Genomic DNA, 21,257 nt, shown 5'->3' with positions numbered 1-21,257 from the left:
TTTCCCCGTTTCAGGCCGTTCGGCCGTGTTGTTGTCGCGCAGGAGCAGCGGTCATTTCGCCGTCCCGCCGTTCTTTGGAAACGTTTCCATACTTTGTCCGCCAGCATCACGCAATAGGCATATTTAAAGCCGTAGTATCTTGTATATCGTTCTCAGAATACGTTAGGTTTCGGTGTTGCGCGGGCCCGCGCCTCAAATCTGCGGACGATCGAGATGTCGCGATGAACAGGGTGCAAGAGGGACCAGAGGCCAAGAGCCGGCGGACACGGCCTGCACGCGCCACCATTCGTGACGTCGCGGCCCAGGCCGGCGTATCCGTCAGCAGCGTCAGCCGGGTCATGAACGGCGAGCCGCACATCAGCCCGGAATTGCACGCGCGGATCATGCGGGCGGTGAACCGGCTGCGCTTCGAGCCGCATTCGGCGGCGCAGGCGCTGCGCTCGCGCGAGAGCAAGACGATCGGCTGCATGGTCGCCGACCTCTCCAACCCGCTCTACAGCGAGATGATCAATGGCGCCGAGGAAGAGCTGCAGCGCGCCGGCTATGTGCTGATGCTCGCGGCGACCCGCCACGAGGAAGACCGAGAGACGGCGTTCGTCTCGGCGGTGCGCCGGCGGCGGATGGACGGATTGCTGTTGTTCGCCGGCGACAATGCCCACACGGACTTCACCGGTGCGCTTGCAAATCTGGACCTGCCCTGCGTGGCGATCGACCGCGAAGTGCCCGGCGTGCCGTCTGTGCGCGCAGACCATCGCGGCGGCGGCCTCGAAATCACACGCTATCTGATCGGCCTCGGCCATCGCCGCATCGCGCTGCTCACCGGACGCGCCGCGCTACTGCCGAGTTCGGAGCGCCTCGCCGGCTATCGCCAGGCCCATGCCGAAGCCGGGCTCGCGATAGATCCCGATTTGATCCGGCCGCAGACGCAGGGCTCCAGCATTGCGTTCAGCGACGTCTGCCAATTGCTGCGGGGCCCGAACCGTCCAACCGCGATCATCACGCTGGGCACGCACATGCTGGCCGGCGTGATGGATGCACTCGCCAGCAGCGGTCTCCGCTATCCCGACGACGTATCGCTGGTCTGCATCGGCGACACCGATCTGGCACGGCATGCGACGCCGGGCATTTCCGCGTTGACCTGGGATCTCGACCAGATGGGCCGGGTCGCCGCCAACATCCTGCTCGACCGTATCCGCGGCGGTGACGACGCCAGGAAGATACGGCCGGTCTACCTGCCGACACGGTTCATCCTGCGGCACTCCGGTGCGACGCCTCGCGCGCCCTGACGACGCGACGATCTCTACACCCGGCGAAAAACGTCGGCGACGAACGACCAAAAAAACAAAACCCAGGGAGTGAGTAAATGAAGTTACGCGCGATGATGCTGTCGCTGCTTGCGCTCGCGTCAGTGGCCTGTTCGGCCCACGCAGATGACACGGCCGACTACCCCTCCAAGAAGATCAAGATGCTGTTGCCGTTCGGGGCCGGAGGCGGCGGCGACGTGCTCGGCCGCCTGCTCGCCGACAAAATGGGAAAACGCCTCGGCCAGACCATCTACGTCGAAAACCGCACCGGCGCCGCAGGCACCATCGGCGCGCAGCAGGCGGCAACCTCTCCGCCGGATGGCTACACCATCACGATCGGCGGCATGACGACCCACGTGCTGGCGCCGGCGGTCTACCCCAACCTGCCCTATGATCCGATCAAGGATTTCACCACCATCGGGCGGATCGGAACGTCATCGATCCTGCTCATCGCGGCAAAGGATTTTCCCGCAAGCGATCTGCGCGAGCTGACCGAGCGATCGAAGAAGGGCGAACCGATCCAGTATGGCAGCTGGGGCGTCGGCTCGACCGGACATTTCTGCGGCGAAATCCTCTCCCAGAAGGCCGGCGTCCGTCTGCAGCATGTCCCGTTCAGCGGCGCCGCCAAGCTCGCGAACGACCTGATGGGCGGGCACATCTCGGTCGGACTGGTCGACATGGCAACCGGAACGCCGCTGGTGAAGGACGGCAAGCTGAAGGCGCTTGCGGTATGCGGCGGACGATCGCCGAGCCTGCCGGAGGTCGCAAGCTACAAGGAGCAAGGCGTCGATTTCGAACGGAGCCTGTCCTGGGTGATGTATGCGCCGGCGGGTCTTCCCGTTCCGATCGCGCAGAAGATCTCGGCCTCGCTGAAGGAGTCGCTGGCCGAGGCCGATATCGCCGAGAAGCTGCTGGCGCTCGGCATCTCCGTGGACTTCATCGCCGGAGACCAGCAGCGCGACATCAACGCGCGCGACATCGAAGCCTGGAAGAAGGTCGCCAGCGACGCGAAGATCGAGGTCAAGTAGCCAAAACGAAAAAGGAGGGCCGAGACAATCGACCCTCCCGCCTCATCTATAGAGCGCTCAATTCGTCTTCCCGAACAGCATCGGCAACTGACGCGGGCCGCGCACGGTGCCTTCCGACCAGGTGACCTTGCCGGCCGGGTCCAGCCGGAAATCCGGAATCCGCTTCAGCCATTCCTCGATCGCGACCGTCATCTCCATGCGGGCGAGGTTGGAGCCGACGCAACGGTGAATGCCGAGTCCGAACGCGGCGTGGCGATTTTCCTTGCGGTCGATCACCACCTTGTCGGCATCGGGGAACATCGCAGGATCGCGGTTGGCGGCCGGGAACGACAGCAGCACCATGTTGCCGGACTTGACGGGGCAGCCGCTGACGGTCGTCTCCTTCATCACCTCGCGCGCCATCGTCACCGGCGAATAGGCGCGCAGCAGTTCCTCGACCGCGAGCGGCATCAGCTCCGGTTCCTTGACGAGGCGCTCGCGATCCGCCGGGGTCTTCGCCAGATGCCACAGCGAGGAGCCGATCGCGCTCCAGGTGGTGTCGATGCCCGCGATCAGCAGCAGCCGCAGCGAACCCAGCACGTGTTCGTCCGCCAGCGGGTTGCCATCCTTGTCCCTCGCCTTCATCAGCGTCGAGATCAGGTCGTCGGTCGGATTCTGCTTGCGCTGCTCGAGATGGGCGGCGAAATAGCCGGTCATCTCCCTCACCGCCTCCATCAGCGCATTGTCGTCCTTGATGCCGAGCTCAAGGATGCCGTGAATCCACTTGATGAAGAGGTCGCCGTCCTTCTCCGGAATGCCGAGCATATGCGCGATGGCGCGCACCGGAACGTGCTTGGTGTAGCGCGCGGCGGCGTCGCATTTGCCGTCGGCAATGAACTCGTCGATCAGCTCGTTGCAGATCGCGCGCACCCGCGGCTCCAGCTTCTTCATTGCGTCCGGCGTGAACGGCGGCAGCAGCAATTGCTTGGCGGGCTTGTGCTCGGGCGGATCGGAGGTGATCGGCGGCGCCCGTGCGGTGATCTCCGGCCGTATGTCGCGCACGATGACGCGCCGCGAGGAGAAGTGCTCGGTATCGTAGGCGATTTCCTTCACCGCCTGGTAGGTGGTCGGCATGTAGCAGCCGAGAAAGCGCTCGGTGTGAACGACGGGCGAAGCCGCGCGCAGCTCTTCCCAGATCGGAAACGGATTTTCCGTCCAGGTCGGATCGGTGTGATCGAAATCGTTGACCCAGTCGGTGACCGGAGGATGTTCGGGCATGATGCTGGCGGAATCGGACATCGGAGCAAATCCTCTGTTTGGTTCGTTCAGATCGTGGTGGATGAAAGATCTCGCGACCGGATTATTCTTCGGTCACCTCGATGGCAATTTCCGGACAGTTGCTCTGGGCGAGGTAGGCCTTGTCTTCCAGGCCCTCAGGCACCGAGCCGTCGCCGACTTCGTGCGCGTTGCCGAATTCGTCGAGGTCGAACAGTTCGGGCGCCAGTGATTTGCAACGCGCGTGACCCTGGCATTTGTCCTGGTCGACGCGGACTTTCAGCTTTCCGGCCATCGCAGCGTTCCCCTCTTTCTGGCGCGCATTGTCTCGCGCTGCCTTGTTGCGGCATGTCGAGACAGACTCGCCGGCGCGCCGCAAAGTTATATCGTATTACATTCGTGTTGCCGTTGTGCTGTCAAGGCAAAAGTTATAGATCATGGAACTCAATGCCGCCGCGACCCGCACGAAAAGCGCTCAATGCCTATCACCATGGGGATCTTCGTGATGCCCTGGTTCAAGCCGCATTGCACGAGGTCGAACTCGGCGGTCCCGAAGCAATCAGCATCAGCGCGCTTGCCAAGAAGCTCGGCGTTTCGCAGCCGGCGCCCTACAAGCATTTTGCCGATCGCGAGACGCTGCTGACGGCCGTTACCGCCGAAGCGTTCCGCCAGTTCTCGGCCATGATGCGCGCGGCGATCGAAAAGCCGTCGAAGCAGTCGAAACTGTCCCGTTTCGCCCAGCTCACGCTTGATTTCGGCCTGCGCCGCAACGGCATCTATCGCCTGATGTTCGCGTCGCGAACCATGGCATGCGCGCCGAAAGGCAGCGAGCTGCACAGCGCGGCCATCGAGACCTTCGACCTCCTGGTGGAGGCGCTGGAGGCGCCCGCCGTGGGATTGTTGCGCGAGCGCAGCGCGCTGAAGATCTGGGCCTCGCTGCACGGCGTGGTCATGCTCGCCGAACAGGGATTGCTCACCGGCCAGCTCGCTCAGGTCAGCCGCGAAGAACTGGTCGAGGACATCGTCGAAGAAACCAAACTCGCACTGTCGGTCGCGATAAACGGCAAGACCGGCCAATGACAATCAAAAGTCCAGCATCCGAGGGACCCGACAACACGGGTCTCTACGGCGGCGCCGTTCTCGGTCTGGCCGCCATCGCGGCGCTTGTCGTTGCGAACTCGCCGTTAGGCCCGGACTACGAGGCACTGCTGCGGACGACCGGCGAGGTCCGGATCGGATCGATCGGACTGACCAAGACCATCGATCACTGGATCAATGACGGCTTGATGGCCGTGTTCTTTCTGCTGGTCGGGCTCGAAATCAAGCGCGAGGTGATCGAGGGAACGCTGGCGAGCGCAAAGCTGGCCGCATTGCCCGTGATCGCCGCATTCGGCGGCTTTATCACGCCGGCCGCGATTTTTACCGTGGTCAACTGGAGCGACGCGCAGGCGTTGCGCGGCTGGGCCATACCGGCGGCCACCGACATCGCCTTTGCGCTCGGCGTTTGCGCCATGCTGGGACGCAAGGTGCCGGCTTCGCTAAAAACGTTTCTATTGGCGCTCGCGATCATAGACGACCTGATGGCCATCATCGTCATCGCGATCTTCTATAGCGCCAGTCTTTCGCATCTGGCGCTGGCGCTCGGCGGGCTTGGCGTCGCCGCACTCGCAATCCTGAATCTTTTGGATGTGCGCCGGCCATCATTCTATCTCATTGCCGGGCTGTTCACCTGGGTTTGCGTGCTCGAATCCGGCGTACACGCGACGCTCGCAGGTGTCGCCGTCGGGCTCGCGATGCCGCTGACCAGGCGCGACGGGCACAGCCTGCTCGAAGATACCGAACACGCGCTCCGGCCGTGGGTCATCTTCGCCATCGTGCCGATCTTCGCCTTCGCGAATGCCGGCGTATCGCTTCACGGCCTCGCCTTCTCTACTCTGGCAGCACCGATACCGCTCGGCATTATCGCGGGACTCTTCATAGGCAAGCAACTTGGGGTCTTTACCGCTTCGCTGCTCGCGATCCGCCTTGGCCTGGCGGCGATGCCGGAGGGCACGACGACGGCAAAGCTTTACGCCATGGCCATCCTGACCGGCATTGGATTCACGATGAGCCTCTTCATCGGAACGCTCGCCTTCGACGATGAGATCGTTCTGAAGCAGGTGCGGCTCGGCGTCCTCGCCGCCTCGCTGCTGTCAGGCATTGTGGCCGCCGTGATGTTCTCTGCTATCGCGAAGCTCGACGAGGCTTCTTCATCGCGATGACGAGCCCCGCATGATGCGATCAGGAAGTGCTCATGCCGGATGCGGATCGCGCACGGCCGCGCCGCGCAGCAGTTTTCCGATCTCCGGCTTGCAGGCACCGCAATTGGTGCCGGCCTTCAGACGCCGGCCGACGTCGTCGACGCTGGCCGCCCCTTTCTGGATTTCGGCCGAGATCTGATGCTGGCCCACGCCGAAGCACGAGCAGACGATCGGCCCGACGTCCTGGCCGGCATCCAGCGGCTGTCCCGTCAGCAGCGACATCCGCGCATTCGCTGACAATGCCTGTTCCGCGAACAAGCCGGTCAGCCACGACCGCGAGACCAGCCTGTGATCGGGGGCGATGAATACGCAACCTTCCAGCCGGCCGTCGCGAACGGCGGCGTAGCGGAAGCGTCCAGCCTTCGGATCGCGATAGGCGATCCATTCAATGTCGTGTCCGACACGGAGCTGCTCCCGCGCCCAGTCGCGCCAGCTCGGCTGCCGCTCGTCGAACGCCAATTCCATCCGCCAGCACGTCCCTGAGAGACCACCGACCCAGTAGCCCGCCACAGGACGTTCGATTTCCTGACGGCTGAGGATGAAGGCGTGCCATTTCGGCAAGTAGGCTGCCGCCTTGACCGGCGTATGCTTGGATTCAGGCTGTCCGGAGATCGGGTCCGTCGCCGGATTGACCAGCGCGTTGACCCGGCCGTCGCCGGCATACTCGCCATTCCAGTGCATCGGCACGAACACGCAGCCACGCCGCTGGTCGGCGGTGACGACGACACGCGCCACCATCTCGCCCCACTGGCTGGTCAGCCGCGCGAGCCCGCCATTCTCGACACCGGCCATGCGCGCATCGTCGGGGTGGAATTCGGCGCAAGGCTCAAACATATGCGCCAGCAGCCGCGGCGATTTTCCGGTCCGCGTCATGGTGTGCCATTGATCGCGGACCCGCCCGGTATTGAGCACCAGCGGATAGTCGCGGCTGGTCGCGTTGACGGCGGGGCGCGGCGTCACCGGTACGAAACGAGCCTTGCGGTCGGCGGTGAAGAATTCACCCGTCTCGAACATCCGCGGCGTGCCTGTCGGGTATTCCCGCGTCACCGGCCACTGGATCGGCGTCAGCGCATCGTAGGCGCGATCGTCGAGCGTATTCAACGCGGACAGATCGAAATCGCGCGTCCCGTCGTTCTCGAAGCTGGAAAGCCTTGCATGTTCGCGGAAGATCTCGGCAACGCTCGAATAGTCGAATCCCGAAAAACCCATGCGACGGGCGACGTCGCAAATGCTCCGCCAATCCGCCCGTGCGGCGCCGGGTGCCGGCAGGAACGGACGCTGCCGGGAGATGCGGCGCTCGGAGTTGGTGACGGTGCCGTCCTTTTCGCCCCAGGTCAGCGCGGGCAGCAAGACGTGGGCATGACGCGTGGTGTCGGTATGGCGCATGCAATCGGAGACGACGACGAGTTCGCAGGCATCGAGCGCGCGGCGCGCGCGATCGGCGTCCGGCAGGCTGACCAGCGGATTGGTCGACATGATCCAGACCGCCTTGATGCGCCGGTCGGCGATCGCGTCGAACATGTCGATGGCCTTGAGGCCCTGCTTGTCCGCGACGACGGGCGAGTGCCAGAAGCGCTGCACGATGTCGCGATGCTTCGCGTTCTCGATCTCCATATGCGCGGCAAGCTGATTGGCCAGCCCGCCGACTTCCCGGCCGCCCATCGCGTTGGGCTGTCCGGTCAGCGAGAACGGGCCCATGCCGGGACGCCCGATGCGGCCGGTCAACAGATGGCAGTTGATGATCGCATTGACCTTGTCGACGCCGCTGCTCGACTGGTTGATACCCTGCGAATAAAGCGTGACGACCCGTTCGGTTTTGGCAAACCAGTCGAAGAACAGCGCCACGGCGCCCTCGGAGAGGCCGCAGATGTCCGCGGTCTGCGCCACCGTCTGGCCCGCGACCTGCTGCAGCGCGGCTTCGGCGCCGGTGGTGAATCCCTCCACGAACGCGCCGTCGATGGCGTTGCGCGATGCCAGATGCGCGAGCAATCCGTTGAACAGCACCGAGTCGCTACCCGAGCGAAGCGGCAGGTGCAGATCGGCGCCGTCGCATGTCGCGGTCCGCCGCGGATCGATGACGACGATGCGGCATGCGGGGTTAGAAGCCTTGGCAGCGATCATGCGCTGGTAAAGGATCGGGTGGCACCAGGCAGCGTTGGAGCCGACGAGGACCAGGAGATCGGCGGCTTCGAGATCCTCGTAGCAGCCCGGGACGGTGTCGCTGCCGAATGCGCGTTTATGGCCCACCACGCTCGACGCCATGCACAGCCTGGAATTGGTGTCGATATTGGCGGTGCCGATAAAACCCTTGGCGAGCTTGTTGACGACGTAATAGTCCTCGGTGAGGATCTGGCCGGAGACGTAGAAGGCCACCGCATCCGGTCCATGCTCGCGGACGATTCTGCCAAATCCGTCTGCGACATGGTCGAGCGCCGTATCCCAGTCCGTCTCCTGCCCGTTGATAACAGGCGCGAGCAGCCGCCCCTCGAGGCCGATGGTCTCCGCAAGCGCCGAGCCTTTCCCGCACAGCCGGCCGAAATTGGCAGGATGATGCGGATCGCCGCGGACCGTCACGCCGCCCGCGGCATCCCTGTCAGCAACAACGCCGCAGCCGACTCCGCAATACGGACAGGTTGTCTTCACCGCCACGGGCGATCACCCTCACTCGGCAGGCACGGTCGCTGCCACCTGGACACCAAGCCAGACGACACCATTCTCCACCTTGGTCTGATGCGCGCGCGTGCATCCCTCGTCAGGCGCGACCGCCGTACCGCTCTTGAGTTCGATGACGAAATTGTGCAGCGGACAGGTGACGCGCTTGTTGTGAACGATGCCTTGCGACAACGGCCCGCCCTTGTGCGGGCAGCGGTCGTCGAGCGCGAACACCTCGTTATCGGCGGTCCGGAACACCGCGATGTCGCCGGAGGCCGTCCGCACGACACGCGAGCCGAGAACCGGAATATCGTTCAGGGTCCCGATTTCGATCCATTTGGTCATGCAAGTTCCAGCTCCGCCAGCGGGGTGAATTCATTGCGATCGACGCCGCGCTGGGCGCGCGCCGCCCACGGGTCGCTCTGCGAGAATTGTTGCGAATGGGCAAAGCGGCTGAACAGCGCCTTGCGGTTGGCCACGTCGTCGACCACCTGCTTGCGGATCGCGTCAAGGCCGATCCGGTCGCACCATTTGTACATACGTTCCAGATACCAGCCCTGCTCGCGATAGAGCTGCGTCAGGGCGGCGATGATCTCGAGCGTCTCCTCCTCGGTCGCGACCTTGGTCAGGAACTCGGTGCCCTTGATGTGCAGGCCGGCAGCACCGGCGAAATGAATCTCGTAGCCGGAATCGACGCAGACGACGCCGACGTCCTTGCAGGTCGCCTCCGCGCAGTTGCGTGGACAACCCGATACCGCAAGCTTCACCTTGGCCGGTGTCCACGAGCCCCACATGAACTTTTCGAGCTTGACGCCGAGGCCGGTGGAATCCTGCGTGCCGAAGCGGCACCATTCCGAACCGACGCAGGTCTTCACCGTACGCAAACCCTTGGCGTAGGCGTGACCCGACACCATGCCGGCGGCATTGAGGTCGGCCCAGACCGCGGGCAAATCCTCCTTCTTGACGCCGAGAAGATCGATGCGCTGCCCACCGGTTACTTTGACGGTCGGAATGTTGAACTTGTCCGCAACGTCGGCGATGGCGCGCAGTTCGTCCGGCGTCGTGACGCCGCCCCACATCCGCGGCACGACCGAATAGGTCCCGTCCTTCTGGATATTGGCGTGGACACGCTCATTGATGTAGCGCGACTGCTGGTCGTCGCGGTACTCGCCGGGCCAGGTCGCGAGCAGGTAATAGTTCAGGGCCGGCCGGCAGGAGTGGCATCCGTTCGGCGTCTTCCAGTCCATGAACTTCATGACATCGGGAATAGTCTTCAGTCCATTTTCGATGATCACGCGGCGCGCATCGTCATGGCTGTGATCGGTGCAGGCGCACATCGGCTTGACCTTCGGCGCCGCCGAATAGTCGCCGCCGAGCGTGAAAGCCAGAACCTGCTCGACAAGACCGGTGCACGAGCCGCACGACGAGGACGCCTTGGTGTGAGCCCGCACGTCGTCGATCGTGAACAGCTTCTTTTCACTGATCGCCTTGACGATGGTTCCCTTGCAGACGCCGTTGCATCCGCAGATTTCCGTCTCGTCGCTCATCGCGGCGACCGAGTTCTTGCCGCTATGGCCGCCGTCGCCGAGGTTGGCTGCACCGAACACCAGCCGCTCGCGCATGTGCGAAACGTCGGTGCCATCGCGCAGATGCTGGAAGTACCAGGGACCGTCGATGGTATCGCCATAGAGCACGGCGCCGACGATCTTCTTGTCGCGCAGGATGATCCGCTTGTAGACGCCGCGAGAGGCGTCCTGCATCACGATCTCTTCCTTGTCAGCGCCCGGCGCGAAGTCGCCGGCGGAGAACAGGTCGATCCCGGTCACCTTCAGTTTGGTCGAAACCACCGACCCGTCATAGGTGGCGAAGCCCTTCATGGCGAGGTGGTTGGCGCAAACCTTGGCCTGGTCGAACAAGGGCGCCACGAGGCCGTAGGTCTGGCGCCGGTGCTGCACGCATTCGCCGACCGCGTAGATCCGCCCGTCGTATGTCTGCATGGTATCGGAGACGACAATGCCGCGCTCGCAATGCAGGCCCGCCTTGCGCGCCAATTCGAAATTGGGGCGGATGCCGACCGCCATCACGACGAGATCCGCCGGAAGCTCCTCGCCGTCGGCGAAGCGCACGCCGGTCACGCGATCCTCACCCAGGATCGCCTCGGTCTGCGCGGGCATCTTGAACACCATGCCGCGCTCTTCGAGTGACTTGCGCAGCAATCCGCCCGCGACCTGATCGAGCTGACGTTCCATCAGCGTGTCGAGCAGATGCACGACGGTGACGGTCATGCCGCGCTTCATCAGGCCGTTGGCCGCTTCGAGGCCGAGCAAGCCACCGCCGATCACCACCGCATTCTTGTAGCTCGTCGACGCCTGGACCATGTGCTCGACGTCCTGGATGTCGCGAAAGCCGATGACACCCGGAAGGTCCTTGCCCGGAAGCGGCAACATGATCGGGTTCGAGCCCGTGGCGATCAGCAGGCGGTCGTAAGGTACCCGTGCGCCTTCTTTCGTCACAACTTCGCAGGTACGCCGATCGATCATCTCGATCATTTCACCCTTGCGCAGCGTGATACCGTTATCGTCGTACCACTGCTCCGTGTTAAGCATGATGTCGTCGACGGTCTTCTCACCGGCAAGTACGGGCGACAGCAGAATGCGGTTGTAGTTGCCGTATGGTTCGGAGCCGAACACGGTGATGTCATAGAGATCCGGCGCACGGTCCAGCAGCAATTCCACCGTGCGGATGCCGGCCATGCCGTTGCCGATCACCACCAACTTTGGCTTGTTCACTTTATTGAGCATGCTCTGCCTTCTGATCCAGGTTCCGATGGCCCCGCTCGACGGCGCAACTCTGCATCGTCGATCGGCAAATAATATTGATTGATTGGGAGCGCCCATCGGCGGGCAGAGAGTCGTCGGCTATGACGATCGAGTTCTCATGTATTCAAGAGACGTGCCAACGCCGAACCCGTAGTTTTTCGGACGCAACATCGGGCTTCGGCTGATGAATCGTCCTCTTCGGGTGCACGAATGCCCAAAAAATCAGCCACTCGGGCTATCCATTGTGCACAACGCGAATGCGCCACGGTGAAGAAGCGGCAGGGTGACCGCGGAGACGGCACGACACGGGCAAGCGGGATTTCGNNNNGAGGCGCTTTCCCGTTAATACTTCGCACAGCATAATAAAACACCACACTGCANCGTTCGAGCGGCTGGTTTTGCCGACAAACGTAGCAGCGGCCGCATTCCCGGCAGTTTGTCCGCGCCCGGCAAGGCCCTGCAAATACACACGAACTGGCGCGCTGGTTTTTCTGGCACACGAATTGCTGACGTCAGGGCGAGAGTGCGCCTCAACGACGAGACGACTCGCTTCCCAACATTCCGTCCCTTGTGCCGAGACCACTGCGCAGCCCGCGCGGTGTCGCGCGCCAATGTTCGAGGCTGCTCGATGAAGTTTGCTGAATTCAAGAAGGCCGGCCATTGGCCCACGCTGCTCGCCGCCTTCCTCTATTTCGACATAAGCTTCATGGCTTGGGTCGCGCTCGGTCCGTTGATCGTCTACATCGCGCACGACATGAACCTTGCCGTCGACGAGAAGTTTACCCTCGTCGCCATCCCGGTGCTGGCCGGCGCGCTGCTGCGGGTTCCGATGGGCCTGCTCGCCGATCTCATCGGCGCCAAGCGAACCGGAATCATCGCGCAGATCGTCGTCATCCTTGCAACGGCATGGGTTTGGTACTTCGGCCTCAACAGCAAGCTCGCCATCGAGATCTTCGGTCTCGCGCTCGGCATCGGCGGCGCGTCGTTCGCGGTGGCGCTGCCACAGGCCAGCCGCTGGTATCCGCCGCAATATCAGGGCGTGGTGATGGGGATCGCCGGCGCCGGCAATATGGGCGTCGTGCTCGACACGCTGTTCGCGCCGTCGATCGCCGAACATTGGGGCTGGCAGGCGGTGTTCGGCGTGCTGCTGGTGCCGATGGTGCTGATCCTCGCCTACTACGTCTTCGCCGCCAAGGATGCGCCCGGCGAGCGGAAGCCGATTTCGCTGAAGGCCTATGGCGCCCTGCTGCGCGACCCTGATAGCCGCTGGTTCATGTTCTTCTATTTCATCACCTTCGGCGGTTTCGTCGGACTGGCCAACGCGCTGCCGCTGTACTTCACCGTGCAGTATCACGTGTCCGGCGTCGCGGCGGGCTTGCTGGTGGGCCTGATCGTCGCTTTCGGCTCGGGCTTCCGCCCCGTCGGCGGATTGATTGCCGATCGCATCGGTGGCATCCGCTCCTTGTCGATCCTGTTTGGCGTCGTCGTCGCGGCGTATCTCGTCATCGCTTTCATGCCGGAAGGACCGGCCGCGCCGACATCTACCGGCTGGACATTGATGCAGATGCCGCGCATTGCCTGGGTCTCGGTGCTGCTGTTCTCGATCGGCGTTCTCGCGCTCGGCATGGGAAATGGCGCGGTGTTCCAGCTGATCCCGCTTCGCTTCCGTCACGAGATCGGGCTGATGACCGGCCTGGTCGGCTGCGCCGGCGGCATCGGCGGCTTCTTCCTGGCCAAGGCGCTTGGCATCGCCAAGGGAATGACCGGCGGGTTCGGCGCAGGCTTCCTGTTTTTCGGCCTGCTGGCGTTGCTTGGTTTCCTCGGACTTGCCATGGTCAAGGTCCGCTGGCGCACCACATGGGGCGCCGCATCAGGAGCGCGGGTCTGACCACGCGCGCTACCATAGCGTTTTCTAGCGAAGTGGTTACCGGTTCGCGTGAAGAAAACGCGTCAATAGTAAAGCCTTGACAGGCCGCGCGGGTGACGATCGGTTCGCAACGAAATCTCGGGGTTCGCGTCGGCTTCGTCAGCGAGACCGGCAAGCGGTCCGCCAATGAGGATTATGTCGGAACCTGTCTCGGGCAATCAGGCCTAAGCAATCGCGACATCGTCGCCGCCGTCGCCGACGGCGTCGGCGGACACAAGGGCGGACGCGAAGCTGCCGAGCTCGCGGTGCGCTGCTTCATCGACGCATACTATTCCCTCCCCGAGACGCTCGGCGTGCGCCGCCGGGCGTCGCGTTCGCTGGAAGCCGCCAATAGCTGGATCTACACACAAGGCCGAACCGATCCCCGGCTCAGCGGCATGAGCTGCGCCTTCTCGTCGATCATCCTGTCGCGGCGGCTGTGCCACGTCATTCACATCGGCGACACCCGCGCCTATCGCCTGAGCGAGGGACGCCTGGAGCGGCTGACCACGGATCACATCGCCGGACGCGGCGATCTCGCACACCTGCTCAACCGCGCCATCGGCTTCGAGGATTTTGCCCGCTTCGACTATGCCACCGTCGGACTGCGCCAGCATGACAGGCTCCTGGTCTGCAGCGACGGTGTTCATGGCGTGCTGGCCGATCACCGCCTGCAAGTATTGTTGAGCGAGCGCACCTCGCCGGAAGAATCCGCGCGCGCACTGGTCGACGCGGCGCTGGATGCCGGCTCCACCGACAACATGACCGCGCTCGTGCTCGACGTCGTCGACCTGCCGCCCGCCGACCGCGACGAGCTCACCCACTCGATCGCGACGCTCCCAATTCTGGATCTGCCCGAAAGCGGCGACGTCGTCGACGATTTCACGCTCGGCGAAATATTGTCTGATGGCCGCTACAGCCGCCTGTTCAAAGCGATCGACAAGCGGCAGGGCCGCGAGCTCGTGCTGAAGTTTCCGCATCCGCGCGTAGCGAGCGAAGGCTCCTATCGCCTCGCCTTCGTTCGCGAGGCGTGGGTCGCGGCGCGTGTGCGCAGCCTGTGGATCGGAGAAATCATCGAACTGCCTGCCGAGCGGCAGACCCGTCTCTATTCGGTGATGCCGCTCTACGAAGGCGAGACGCTGGAGCAGCGGCTCAATCGCTCGCCGCAGCTTTCGCTCGCCGAAGGCATCGGGATCGCGACCAAGCTGGCGCGCGCGGTGGCGACCCTGCATCGCGCCGGCATCATCCATCGCGACATCAAGCCCGATAACGTGATCCTGTTGAAGGCCGGCGGATTACGGCTGGTCGATCTCGGCGTTGCACGGGTGCCGCTGCTGGAAGATTTCCCGGCCGAGGATATTCCGGGCACGGCGAGCTACATGGCGCCCGAACTGTTCGGCGGCCGGCCCGGCGACGAGTTTTCCGATCTCTATGCGCTCGGCGTCACCGTGTACCGGATGTTCACCGCCGCCTACCCCTATGGCGAGATCGAGCCGTTCTCGCGCCCCCGCTTCGGAAAGCCAACCTACCTCTCGCGCTATCGCCCCGACCTGCCGGCCTGGCTGGATGCCGTGGTCGGCAAGGCACTCAACGTCGATCCGGCGCAGCGCTATGGCGACGTCATCGAATTTTCGCACGAACTCGAAAACGGCGCGATGTGGGCAAAGCCCGCCGTCACGTCGCGGCGCTCGCTCTATGAGCGCGACCCGCTGGTGTTCTGGAAGAGCCTGTCTGCAGGGCTGATCGTACTCGTCATCCTGCTGCTTGCATGGATCGTAAAAAATTAGCCCGACGCTCCGGTGGAACGTCGGGCCATATCATGGAGCGAAGCAAACGGCGGCTTCGCGGCTGGTTCACACCCCGGTCTGGGTGATGAACTTGGTATTGAAATAGCCCTCCATCGCCTCGGTGCCGCCTTCCGAGCCGTAGCCGGAATCCTTGACGCCGCCGAACGGCACTTCAGGTAGGGCGAGACCAAAGCTGTTGATCGAGACCATGCCGGCTTCGATGGCGGCGCCGATCGCGGTTGCGGTCTTGGTCGAGCTGGTGAAGGCGTAGGACGCCAGGCCGAACGGCAGGCGGTTGGCTTCCTCGGCCACCTCGTCGAAGGTGGAGAAGCGGGAGATCAAGGCCAGCGGCCCGAACGGCTCCTCGTTCATGGCGCGCGCATCCTTCGGCACGTCGCTGACGACCGTCGGCTCGAAGAAATAGCCCTTGTTGCCGACGCGGTGACCGCCGGTCTCGAGCTTGGCGCCCTTGCCTACGGCATCCTGCACCATGCCTTCGATGGCGGTGACGCGGCGCGGATTGGCGAGCGAGCCCATCTTCGAGTCTGGATCAAGGCCGTTGCCCACCTTCATCGACTTGGCGCCTTCGACGAACTTGTCGACGAATTCACGGAACACGTCGTCCTGCACCAGCATGCGCGTCGGCGAAATGCAGACCTGGCCGGCATTGCGGTACTTCGCCGCCGCCAGAATCTTCGCCGCCGACGTAACGTCGGCATCCTTGAACACGATCGCCGGCGCATGGCCGCCCAGCTCCATGGTGGCGCGCTTCATGTGCAGGCCCGCCAGCGCGGAGAGTTGTTTGCCGATGACGGTCGACCCGGTGAAGGAGATCTTGCGGATCACCGGATGCGGAATGAGATATTCCGAAATCTCCGACGGCACGCCATAGACGAGGTTGACGACGCCGTCAGGAACGCCCGCATCGACGAATGCCTTGATCAGTTGCGCCGGGGACGCCGGGGTTTCTTCCGGGGCCTTGACGATGATCGAGCAGCCAGCCGCGAGGCCTGCGGAGAGTTTGCGGACGACCTGGTTGATCGGGAAATTCCAGGGCGTGAAGGCTGCGACCGGGCCGACCGGTTCCTTGACCGCGATCTGGTAGATGCCGGGGCCGCGCGCCGGAATCACCCGGCCATAGGCGCGCTTGGCTTCTTCGGCAAACCACTCGATGACGTCGGCGGCCGCCATGGCTTCCATCTTGGCTTCCGCCAGCGTCTTGCCCTGCTCCATCGTCAAGAGCGGCGCGATCTCGTCGTTGCGCTCGCGCATGATCTGGGCCGCCTTGCGCATGATCCTGCAGCGCTCGAACGGCGCCACCGCGCGCCAAACCTTGAAGCCCTTGGCGGCCGCTTCCAGCGCTTCGTCGAGATCGGCGCGGTCGGCATGCGCGACGGTGCCGATGGTTTCCTCTGTCGCCGGGTTGAGAACGGTGATGGTCCTGCCCGACTGGCTCGGACGCCACTTGCCGTTGATGAAGAGCTGGGTATTCGAATATGCCACGAGACTTTCTCCCTGTCTTATTGTGGGCCCGCCGAACGGCGAGCGATCCGGCAAATTTCAGGCGCCCTTATGATGGAAGCCCGGCCGGATTGCAAAGTGGATTCAGTTGCGTATGACCACATGACCAGCGCAAAGCGCGGCCGCGGCCGACATCATTCCCTGTCTCACCGATAGGCTGCGATCTCACGACATCACCCGTGAATTGCCTCGTCACCGTCGACGAGTCGCGCGCGTCCTCGAAGTGTTCGCAGGTCCTGGAAGTGTTCGTCTCAGGCCGGCGCTGCGCGTCGATGGGGGACAGCGCCGGACGGCGTGAACGGAGAGTTTGCAGGGATTGTTCGTAGCGAAAACGCCGCCCCTGATCCCAGAGATATGAATCCCGTGCTCGCCAGTCAGCATGGCGCCGCATCTCCCGGCGGTCGCTGGCATCTCCAGCACCCGTCCGTGCCTTTTGGGGTTCTTGAAGGCTAGTTGCAATTCGTTCGCATTTGCACTAATGTTGCAAATAATTCGCATTTGCAGAAAATGGGGAGGTTTTTATGCACGCATTGCGGGGGACTTGGCCGAGCAAATTTGGCTCGCAGCACGGCCAATTCGAATTTGACAACGGCTTCGACGGCCCCTTCCCGTTTGGCTTTCACTGGTCCGGCGGGGGTCAATCAAGCGGGTTACCCTGGTCGATCCAAGGCCACCATCACGTTCCGAACTGGTGCCCGCAACCACCGGCGCCGGTCACGATCCAGTTCCGCAGCTTTGACGGTTCGGGAAACAATCTCTCCAGCCCCGGCCTCAATGCCGCCGGCACGGCGGTCGACCGCATGGGTCCCGCGCATTTCACCGATGGCGTTTCCGATCCGCTCGACGGCCCCAATCCGCGCACCATCAGCAATGTCGTGGTTGGCGAGGGCGACGCGAACGTCCCGAACGAGCAAGGCGTGTCGGCATTCATGTACGCCTGGGGCCAGTTCATCGACCACGATCTGACGCTGACGCGCAGCGACGGCGTCAACGACATCAGCATCCTGGTGCCCGACGGCGACCCGCTGTTCGGCGACGGCGCGATCATGCCCATGACCCGCGCGATCATCGATCCTTCGAGCGGAACGGGCCCGGACAATCCGGTCACTCCGCTCAATTTCAGCAGCGGCTGGCTCGACGGCTCCATGGTCTACGGCTCCAATGCGGCGACGGCCGCGAGCCTGCGCCTTTCCGACGGGCACATGAAGACGTCGGAGGGAGGCAATCTGCCGATCGTCAACGGCATGTTCGCCGCCGGCGATCCGCGCGCCGCGGAGAACTTTGCGCTTACCTCGCTGCACGCGCTGTTCGTGCGCGAGCACAACTATCAGGTCGACCAGTTGCACAAGGCGCATCCGAACTGGAGCGGCGACCAGCTCTATAATTTCGCGCGCGCCATCGTCACGGCGGAGATCGCGAACATCACGTACAGCGAGTTTCTGCCGAACCTGGTCGGCAGTGGCACGATCGGGGCCTACCACGGTTACGATTCCAGCGTCGATCCGCGCCTCTCGCTCGAGTTCAACATCGCCTTCCGCTTCGGGCATTCGATCGTATCGGCGGAAACCGAGAGTCTGACCGAGAGCGGCGAGGTCGTCGCAGGATCGGAGCGCGAACTCAGGGACATCTTCTTCGCACCGCCGTCGGATTTTGTCGCATCCGGCGGCGCCGACGGGCAGTTGCGCCATCTGGCAGGCGACCCGTCGCAGGCAATGGATGTTCGCATCGTCGAGGATTTGCGGAATTTCCTGTTCGACCCGCCCGTGAGCATGGATCTCGCGGCGATCAACATCCAGCGAGAACGCGATTTCGGCGTCGGATCGCTCAACGACGTGCGCGAATCGCTCGGCCTCGCCCGGTATACGGATATCGACCAGATCACCAGCGATCCGGGAACGCGGGCGGCGTTGAAGATAGCGTTCTCGAACAACGTCGATCTGATCGACCTTTGGACCGGAGGCCTCGCCGAGAATCATGCGCCCGGTGCGCTCATCGGCGAGACTTTCCAGACCGTCATCGCCATGCAGTTCGAGGCCTTGCGCGACGGCGACCGGTTCTGGTTCGAAAATCAGGGCTTCGATACCAGGACACTGCAGCAGATCAAGCAGACGACACTTGCCGACATCATCCTCCGCAACAGCGATGCCCAACATATCCAGGACGATGTCTTCATCTCGTACACGCGGCACACCGGGTTGAAAGGCGGCGTCGAATCGGAGGATCCCGAGGCGCGGCAGCTCGTCATCGGCGCGGACGGCAAGGACACGCTGATCGGCGGCCCTCAGGGAGATTTCCTGTTTGCCGGCACCGGAAAACAGATGCTCACGGGATTGAGCGGCGCCGACCATTTCGTCTTCGACAAGGGCGCGACCAAGGCTGTCATCACCGACTTCCAGCCCGGCATCGACAAGCTCGAGTTCAAGCATGCCGGAAATCTCGACTGGCATGATGTCCGCATCTCATCCGCGCACGGCAATGCCGTCGTGTCGGTCGGCGATGACAGCATCGAACTGGTTGGCGTTCGTGCCTATGCGCTCCACAAATCTGATTTCATTTTCGATGTCTGAAGGCGCGGCAGATTTTCGGAACAAGCCCGGCATGCTCTGAGATTGCCGGGTTCAGGTGGCGTGCGCCGTGGCGGCGGCGCGCCAACGCTTTCCTTACTGCCGTTCGGGCAACCCGGCCTTCCCGAGTATCTCGACCCACCGCACGACTTCCTTCTCGACAAGCGCGTGCATCGCTTCGCCGCCCCGCCGTCCCGGCTTCGGCACCTCTGCACCTATCTTGAGGAAGCGCTCCTGTACCGCCGGTTCAGCCAGCGACAGCGCGACGGCCGCGCGCAGTTTGGCGAGTATGTCGGCAGAAACCCCTTTCGGCACGTAAAGACCGGTCCAGGTCTCGGCGGCGAAATCAGGCAGGCCTGCCTCGCTCGCCGTCGGTACATCGGGAACGTTGGGTGACCGTTCCGCTGTCGCGACGGCAAGCGCCTTGACGGAGCCCGACTGCACCTGCCCGCTGACGGAAGCGACGAGATCGCAGCTACCGTCGATCGAACCCGACAGGATGTCGTTGATGGTCTGGCCGAAACCACGATAGCTGACATAGGTCGGCTCCGCACCGATGATCTGGAACAGCAGAATGCAGGTGATATGCGAGGCCGCCCCGATGCCGGAATGGCCCATCTTCAGATCCTTGCCCTTCGCTTTGGCATAAGCGGCGAACTCGGCGAGCGAGTTGGCGGGGAAGTCCTTTCGCACGAACACGATGTTCGGCGTCGTCGAAACGAGACCGAGATAGTCGAAATCCTTGCGCGGATCGTAGCCGAGGCTGGCGTTGGCGCCGACTGCCGCCGCGTGTGTGCCCATGTGTCCCAGGCCGATGGTGTAGCCGTCGGGTCTTGCGTTCTTGCCGCGCAGCGAGCCGATGGCGCCGCCGGCGCCGCCGACATTTTCGACGACGACCGGCCGGCCGAGGTGCCTCGCCATCGCGTCAGCCATGATCCGGCCGGTGGTGTCAGCCGCTCCGCCCGCCGCGAACGGCACGATCATGGTGAGCGGACGGTTGGGAAATGTCTGCGCTTGCGCAGAGAGGACCGATACCGCCGACCACACGACAAGGCCGCCCAGCATCAGGAATCCTCGGAAGACGTACCCGCCATCGGTTTCCCCGCTTGACTTGACCATTTTGCTTTTTTTATAAGTAAAGAACAATTTTGGCATCGACGCAAGATGCCCGGTCCAGGGAGTTGCGGCATGAAGCAAGACGCCTTGCCCGGGCGCATCGCGGCCGAAATGGCATCTCTCATCGCGGCCGGCGACATGCCCGCGGAATCTCACCTGACTGCCCAGTCGATCGCCGACCGCTTCTCGGTCTCGCGATCGCCGGTGCGCGCGGCGTTCAAGATGCTCGAGGGACAGGGGCTGGTGCGGCAAAACCGCAACCGCGGCTACTTCGTGAAACCATTGACGGCGAGGACGAAATCCGCGGCGATGAAGTCCGCTTCGTCCAATCGCGACGGTCCCCGGGCCTATTACGCGCTGGCCGAAGATTGGGTCCGGGACCAGATTGGCGATGAGGTCACCGAGACCCTTCTGCTCGATCGCTATCGCATCAGCCGGTCCGAACTCACCGCCATTCTCACCCGCGCGGTAGCCGAAGGCTGGATCGAGCGAAAGCCAGGCTATGGATGGCGCCTGCTGCCGGTCGCCAAAACCGCGGAGGCCCAGGCGCAACTCTATCGCGTGCGACTGTTGCTCGAGCCGGCGGCCTTCCTCGAGCCGACCTTCAGGATCGACCGGCCGGCGCTGGACGGCTTGCGCAACGATCTGGAGCGCATTTGCGACGGCGCCTATCTCGACTGGCCGGAGGACCGGCTGCATGCGATCGGCGTGACGTTCCACGAGGAGCTCGTGCGCATGGGCGGCAACCCCTTCCTCCACCAGGCCATCCAGCGCGTCAACCGGATGCGCCGCCTGCTCGAATACCGTTCGATGATCGATCGACACCGCATTCTGGCTGAAACGCGGGAGCATCTGGAAATCCTTGCGCCGGTCGCGGCCGGAGACCTGGTCGAGGCGTCCTTTCTGATGCGGCGTCACGTAGCGCGCGCATTGGAGCGGAAGAGCGGCCCCGCAACCGGCACTCCATGATTGTACTTGAACATCGAAAAATACACTGCCGCGAACA

General features: G+C 63.5%; 15 protein-coding genes. 8 read left to right on the top strand and 7 right to left on the bottom strand.

All coding sequences use genetic code 11. The features are described 5' to 3' along the window. Positions 1 to 221 precede the first annotated feature (221 nt). Entirely contained in the window at positions 222 to 1,286 is a 1,065-nt protein-coding gene (locus tag CQ14_RS44290; RefSeq protein ID WP_057863027.1) for a LacI family DNA-binding transcriptional regulator, read from the top strand. Between the two features lie 77 nt (positions 1,287 to 1,363). Further along, positions 1,364 to 2,332 carry a Bug family tripartite tricarboxylate transporter substrate binding protein gene (locus tag CQ14_RS38890; RefSeq protein ID WP_057863026.1) on the top strand — a complete coding sequence of 323 codons (969 nt, stop codon included), beginning with the start codon at positions 1,364 to 1,366 and terminating at the stop codon, positions 2,330 to 2,332. 57 nt (positions 2,333 to 2,389) lie between these two features. On the opposite strand, the gene CQ14_RS38885 is transcribed toward CQ14_RS38890, so the two are convergent. Then, positions 2,390 to 3,610, bottom strand: a complete 1,221-nt coding sequence (locus CQ14_RS38885; protein ID WP_057863025.1) for a cytochrome P450 — start codon at positions 3,608 to 3,610, stop codon at positions 2,390 to 2,392. A 61-nt stretch (positions 3,611 to 3,671) separates the two neighbouring features. Next, on the bottom strand, positions 3,672 to 3,881 hold the full coding sequence (locus CQ14_RS38880) for a ferredoxin (RefSeq protein ID WP_057863024.1): 210 nt from the start codon (positions 3,879 to 3,881) through the stop codon (positions 3,672 to 3,674). A gap of 152 nt (positions 3,882 to 4,033) precedes the next feature. Between CQ14_RS38880 and CQ14_RS38875 the strand changes: the two genes are divergently transcribed. Beyond that, positions 4,034 to 4,666 carry a TetR/AcrR family transcriptional regulator gene (locus CQ14_RS38875; protein WP_057863023.1) on the top strand — a complete coding sequence of 211 codons (633 nt, stop codon included), beginning with the start codon at positions 4,034 to 4,036 and terminating at the stop codon, positions 4,664 to 4,666. Further along, entirely contained in the window at positions 4,663 to 5,847 is a 1,185-nt protein-coding gene (nhaA, locus tag CQ14_RS38870) for a Na+/H+ antiporter NhaA (RefSeq protein ID WP_057863022.1), read from the top strand. The genes CQ14_RS38875 and nhaA overlap by 4 nt, the downstream gene beginning before the upstream one ends. A gap of 30 nt (positions 5,848 to 5,877) precedes the next feature. Here nhaA and CQ14_RS38865 read toward each other — a convergent pair whose 3' ends face one another. From CQ14_RS38865 to nirB, 3 genes are read right to left on the bottom strand one after another with little or no spacing between them, the layout of a single operon-like run. Further along, positions 5,878 to 8,535: a nitrate reductase gene (locus CQ14_RS38865; protein WP_057863021.1), complete on the bottom strand. Its 2,658-nt coding sequence runs from the start codon at positions 8,533 to 8,535 to the stop codon at positions 5,878 to 5,880. Between the two features lie 12 nt (positions 8,536 to 8,547). Beyond that, on the bottom strand, positions 8,548 to 8,883 hold the full coding sequence (gene nirD, locus CQ14_RS38860; RefSeq protein WP_057863020.1) for a nitrite reductase small subunit NirD: 336 nt from the start codon (positions 8,881 to 8,883) through the stop codon (positions 8,548 to 8,550). Further along, entirely contained in the window at positions 8,880 to 11,339 is a 2,460-nt protein-coding gene (nirB, locus tag CQ14_RS38855) for a nitrite reductase large subunit NirB (protein ID WP_057863019.1), read from the bottom strand. Before nirB ends, nirD begins: the two co-directional genes overlap by 4 nt. A gap of 646 nt (positions 11,340 to 11,985) precedes the next feature. On the opposite strand from nirB, the gene CQ14_RS38850 reads away from it, so the two are divergent. Further along, a complete protein-coding gene (locus CQ14_RS38850) occupies positions 11,986 to 13,245 on the top strand; it encodes a nitrate/nitrite transporter (RefSeq protein WP_057863018.1) in 1,260 nt (419 codons plus the stop codon). Between the two features lie 92 nt (positions 13,246 to 13,337). Continuing rightward, positions 13,338 to 15,050: a bifunctional protein-serine/threonine kinase/phosphatase gene (locus CQ14_RS38845; protein ID WP_057863017.1), complete on the top strand. Its 1,713-nt coding sequence runs from the start codon at positions 13,338 to 13,340 to the stop codon at positions 15,048 to 15,050. A gap of 66 nt (positions 15,051 to 15,116) precedes the next feature. Here CQ14_RS38845 and CQ14_RS38840 read toward each other — a convergent pair whose 3' ends face one another. Beyond that, positions 15,117 to 16,553, bottom strand: a complete 1,437-nt coding sequence (locus CQ14_RS38840) for an NAD-dependent succinate-semialdehyde dehydrogenase (protein WP_057863016.1) — start codon at positions 16,551 to 16,553, stop codon at positions 15,117 to 15,119. 539 nt (positions 16,554 to 17,092) lie between these two features. Between CQ14_RS38840 and CQ14_RS38835 the strand changes: the two genes are divergently transcribed. Beyond that, on the top strand, positions 17,093 to 19,138 hold the full coding sequence (locus tag CQ14_RS38835) for a peroxidase family protein (RefSeq protein WP_057863015.1): 2,046 nt from the start codon (positions 17,093 to 17,095) through the stop codon (positions 19,136 to 19,138). 93 nt (positions 19,139 to 19,231) lie between these two features. Here CQ14_RS38835 and CQ14_RS38830 read toward each other — a convergent pair whose 3' ends face one another. After that, a complete protein-coding gene (locus CQ14_RS38830) occupies positions 19,232 to 20,254 on the bottom strand; it encodes a Bug family tripartite tricarboxylate transporter substrate binding protein (RefSeq protein ID WP_057863014.1) in 1,023 nt (340 codons plus the stop codon). A gap of 69 nt (positions 20,255 to 20,323) precedes the next feature. On the opposite strand from CQ14_RS38830, the gene CQ14_RS38825 reads away from it, so the two are divergent. Further along, complete coding sequence (locus tag CQ14_RS38825; protein ID WP_057863013.1) at positions 20,324 to 21,220, top strand: GntR family transcriptional regulator; 897 nt, start codon at positions 20,324 to 20,326, stop codon at positions 21,218 to 21,220. The last annotated feature ends 37 nt before the right edge of the window (positions 21,221 to 21,257 follow it).

This window comes from Bradyrhizobium lablabi, from assembly GCF_001440475.1.
Classification (GTDB): domain Bacteria; phylum Pseudomonadota; class Alphaproteobacteria; order Rhizobiales; family Xanthobacteraceae; genus Bradyrhizobium; species Bradyrhizobium lablabi.
The sequence above is the reverse complement of the archived record's forward strand: the minus strand, read 5'-3'. Positions and strand labels throughout refer to the sequence as shown.